This is a genomic window from Streptococcus mitis (genome assembly GCF_946190375.1).
Classification (GTDB): domain Bacteria; phylum Bacillota; class Bacilli; order Lactobacillales; family Streptococcaceae; genus Streptococcus; species Streptococcus mitis_CJ.
This window is the reverse complement of sequence record NZ_CAMIAF010000130.1, coordinates 1-243: the sequence shown is the minus strand read 5'-3', so window position 1 is coordinate 243 and position 243 is coordinate 1. Positions and strand designations below refer to the sequence as shown.

At 58.4% G+C, this 243-nt stretch carries 1 protein-coding gene; it reads left to right on the top strand.

Annotated features, from left to right (window positions below; genetic code table 11):
• A partial coding sequence (locus N8M09_RS11055) for a hypothetical protein (protein WP_419991734.1) occupies window positions 1-243 on the top strand: 243 nt, incomplete at both ends.

The following is a 243-nucleotide window of genomic DNA, read 5'->3' as shown; positions in this document are numbered from 1 at the left end:
ATGGGCACCGCGGCCTTTGTCGCGCTGCTGATGACGCTGTGCAACAAGTCATTCTCCGCCACCCAGTTTGCCCTGCTGTCGGCGTTATCTGCCGTCGGACGGGTATACGTCGGGCCGATTGCCGGATGGTTTGTTGAAGCACACGGCTGGCCACTGTTCTATTTATTCTCGATCGTTGCCGCGGTGCCTGGTCTGCTGCTGTTGCACCTGTGCCGTCAGACGCTGGAATATACTCAACGTACC